Origin of the sequence: Nocardioides sp., assembly GCF_031422975.1 — a bacterium.
Classification (GTDB): domain Bacteria; phylum Actinomycetota; class Actinomycetes; order Propionibacteriales; family Nocardioidaceae; genus Nocardioides.
Genome location: NZ_JANPEO010000416.1, coordinates 1 through 2858, shown reverse-complemented (window position 1 = coordinate 2858; position 2858 = coordinate 1). Strand labels below are relative to the sequence as shown.

Genomic DNA, 2858 nt, shown 5'->3' with positions numbered 1-2858 from the left:
ACGGCGAACTCCACATCTCGCAGGCCACCGGACCCGAGCTTGAGCTGTCGCTCGGCCTCGTGCGCCGGGATGTGGTCGAGCACCCGCCTGCGCATGGCCTGCACGTCGTGGACGAACCCGTCGCGCTCGGCAGCGCTCCACACCAGCGGCTCGATCATCTCCACGTAGGTGCGGCCCAGCTCGAGATCGCCGGCCACCGCCCGGGCCTTGAGCAGCGCCTGGAACTCCCAGGTCTTCGCCCACTTCTCGTAGTAGCCACGGTGGCTGGCGAGGGTCCGCACCAGCGGTCCGGACGCGCCCTCCGGGCGCAGGTTGGCGTCGACCGGCCAGATCGTGCCCTCGCCGGTGTGGTCCGAGCAGACCTGCATGAGGTTCGAGGCCAGCTGGGAGGCCGCACGCAGCGCCACGCCCTCGTCGGCGTCGGCGGCCGGCTCGAAGACGAAGATGACGTCGACGTCGGAGACGTAGTTGAGCTCGCGCCCGCCGCACTTGCCCATCGCGATCACGGCCAGCCGTGCAGCCGTGGCCGTGTCGCCGACACGGGCGCGGGCGACGGCCAAGGCGGCCTCGAGGGTGCCGGCGGCCAGGTCTGCGATCTCGGCCGCGGCGTCGTCGATCGGGAGGTGATGGGCGAGGTCGCGGGCGGCCAGCCGGAGCAGGATCCGCCGGTAGGTCACCCGCAGCGCGTCGACGGCCCGGGCGTCCGGCACGGTCGCGACCGGCTGGTCGTCGAGCGGATCTGCGCCCACGCACTCCAGCAGCATGACCCGCATCGCGAAGGCCGGGGCCCGAGTCCGTCCCAGCGTCGGGTCGGTCAGCTCACGCCACTGCTCAGGGTGCCGCGCGAGATGGGCCGACAGCGCCTCGCTCGCGCCCAGGACCGCGCACAGGCGCATCGCCGTCCCCTCGTCGTCGGCGAGCGCAGCCAGCATCGCGGCGCGATCATCGACCGCGTCGGCGAGCCGCAACAGCCCGACGAGCGCCGCATCGGGGTCCGCCGATGCGGCCAGCGCGGTCCTGAGCGCCGGTCCGGCGTCGCCCAGCTGTTCGATGCCCGCGCGAGCGGCCGCGCCGTCGAGGAAGCCGAGCCGGACGAGGGACCCGGCAGTGGTGCGCACGTCAGATGACCGGCAGCATCCGGTCGCGCTCGAAGGCGGAGACCTGACCGCGGTACTCCTCCCACTCCGCACGCTTGTTGCGCAGGAAGAAGTCGTAGACGTGCTCGCCCAGCGTCTCGGCCAGCAGCTCGGAGTCCTCGGCAATGCCGATGGCGTCCCAGAGGCTCTTGGGGAGCGGCCGGATGCCGAGGGCCTTGCGCTCGCGCTCGGTGAGGGACCACACGTCGTCCTCCGCCTCGCGCGGCAACGTCAGCTCCTCCTCGATGCCCTTCATCCCGGCCGCCAGGATGACGGCGAAGGCGAGGTAGGGGTTGCAGGCGGCGTCGATGGTGCGCAGCTCGATGCGGGTCGACTGGCCCTTGTTGGGCTTGTACATCGGCACCCGGATCATCGCCGAGCGGTTGTTGTGACCCCAGCAGATGTAGGACGGGGCCTCGCCGCCGCCGATCAGCCGCTTGTAGGAGTTGACCCACTGGTTGGTGACGCAGCTGATCTCGCTCGCGTGGCGCAGCACGCCGGCGATGAATGAGCGACCCGTCTTCGACAGCTGGTATTCGGCGCCCGCTTCGTAGAAGGCGTTGCGGTCGCCCTCGAAGAGCGAGACGTGGGTGTGCATCCCCGATCCCGGGTGGCTGGTGAAGGGCTTGGGCATGAACGAGGCCCAGATGCCCTGGCTCAGCGCGACCTCACGGATCACGGTCCGGAAGGTCATGATGTTGTCGGCCGTGGAGAGCGCATCGGCGTACCTCAGGTCGATCTCGTTCTGGCCCGGGCCGCCCTCGTGGTGGCTGAACTCGACCGAGATCCCCATCGCCTCGAGCATCGAGATGGCCTCGCGGCGGAAGTCGGAGCCCATCGACTGGGCGGTGTGGTCGAAGTAGCCGCTGCGGTCGACCGGGCGCGGCTCCTCCCCGGCCACGGGGTGGTCCTTGAAGAGGTAGAACTCGATCTCGGGGTGCGTGTAGAACGTGAAGCCCTTGTCGGCGGCGGTGCTGAGGGTGCGCTTGAGGACGTGGCGCGGATCGGCGTACGACGGGCTGCCGTCGGGCATCACGATGTCGCAGAACATCCGGGCCGTGGCCGGGCCCTCGCCCCGCCACGGCAGGATCTGGAAGGTCGCCGGGTCGGGTTTGGCAAGCATGTCGGACTCGTAGACGCGGGCGAAGCCCTCGATCGCGGAGCCGTCGAACCCGATGCCCTCGTCGAAGGCCCCTTCGAGCTCGGCCGGGGCCACCGCCACGGACTTCAAGAAGCCCAGGACGTCGGTGAACCACAACCGCACGAAGCGGACGTCGCGCTCTTCGAGTGCACGGAGTACGAAGTCTTCCTGCTTGCCCATGCGCACATCATGTCGCACGCCAGTCATCGATTGTCGAGGCGTGCTGGATCAGCTGACGACGAAGGCGTCGATGACGAGCTCGCTGGCGGTGCTGGCCGGGCGGTGCCGACCGAGCACGATGATGCGCACCCGATGTGTCCCCGGAGCCAACCCGCTGAAGGTCCGGGGGACTCGTCTCCGGGTCGAGGCGGTCCAGTTGTCCACCGTCGTGACCGTCGCTCCATCGATCTCGACCCGCGCCAACCCCTGGCCGGGACCCGTGGTCGTGACCCAGGTCAGCGCCGTGCCGGTGAACGTCAGCCCCACCTGCGCGTCCTCCCGCGAGGTGGCACGGACCGTGCCCGTCGCCGAAGACCGTCCGGCCCAGCTCCCGTAGGACACGTGAAGGTCGCTGTCGTCGT

The 2858-nt window shown here is 70.1% G+C and carries 2 protein-coding genes and 1 pseudogene; all 3 read right to left on the bottom strand.

Translation table 11 applies throughout. The features are described 5' to 3' along the window. Positions 1-1118: pseudogene (locus RMO85_RS12540) on the bottom strand (bifunctional glutamine-synthetase adenylyltransferase/deadenyltransferase); the annotation flags it as partial. Position 1119: 1 nt separating this feature from the next. After that, the gene (gene glnA / locus RMO85_RS12535) at positions 1120-2457 is read right to left on the bottom strand and encodes a type I glutamate--ammonia ligase (protein WP_310529059.1); all 1338 of its coding nucleotides are present in this window, start codon (positions 2455-2457) and stop codon (positions 1120-1122) included. Positions 2458-2505: 48 nt separating this feature from the next. Next, on the bottom strand, positions 2506-2858 hold a 353-nt coding region (locus tag RMO85_RS12530), incomplete at its 5' end, for a hypothetical protein (RefSeq protein ID WP_310529058.1).